Origin of the sequence: Vibrio sp. 1641 (assembly GCF_033339995.1) — a bacterium.
Lineage (GTDB): Bacteria > Pseudomonadota > Gammaproteobacteria > Enterobacterales > Vibrionaceae > Vibrio > Vibrio alginolyticus.
Map to the genome: position 1 here is coordinate 1 of NZ_JAWOVP010000229.1, position 653 is coordinate 653.

The 653-nt window shown below is 51.3% G+C and carries 2 protein-coding genes; both read right to left on the reverse strand.

Annotation, left to right across the window (positions count from 1 at the left end; all coding sequences use genetic code 11):
• The coding region (locus tag R7Z47_RS25210) for an HAD family hydrolase (protein WP_318130812.1) at nucleotides 1–486 on the reverse strand (486 nt) is incomplete at its 3' end.
• A gap of 8 nt (nucleotides 487–494) precedes the next feature.
• On the reverse strand, nucleotides 495–653 hold a 159-nt coding region (locus R7Z47_RS25215), incomplete at its 5' end, for a tyrosine-type recombinase/integrase (RefSeq protein ID WP_318130813.1).

Below are 653 nucleotides of genomic sequence, written 5' to 3' on the forward strand. Positions count from 1 at the left end.
GGCGAGACCGTCAGGGCCCGCTTTTAATACGCATTGGAAGTATGGCGTCAAACCGATTTTATCTAAGTCGACATTACCATTGGTGATCGCCACCAGAGGAATGCGTTCTCCCAACTCCGCCAATACATCGAGACTTTGCTGCGGCACGTCAAACTGACTGCGCCATTCCAACGCCAGTTGCACGCCCTCTTCCGCTGCAACTTGAGCTTGCGCTTCATCGTAGCCAACGGATAGAAAACCATGCTTTAACTGCACTAGGCGCCAAAGCGTCACATCGCTTTTGAGATCTGGACGTTGCTGGAGAACATGTTTTTTTACCTGCAACCAGTCGGCCTTTTCCATGTGCGCCACTGCAGGATGCGTTTGTTGCAACCAGGTCAGTAACTCGCGCTCCATACGGACAATCACTGGATGGTTGTCATACAGCGTGTCATCCAGATCGAATGTCATGGCCTTAATCGGCTCGATACGGCGATAAAATTTCATGCTTTGGCTCACTCCCCGTTCTTTTTGCGGGCGCGTGGGTGGGCTTGGTCATACGCTTGCGCTAGATGCTGGAAATCCAAGTGTGTGTAAATTTGGGTCGTCGATATGTTCTCGTGACCTAAAAGCTCTTGCACCGCACGTAAGTTGTTGCTCGACTCCAGCATGTG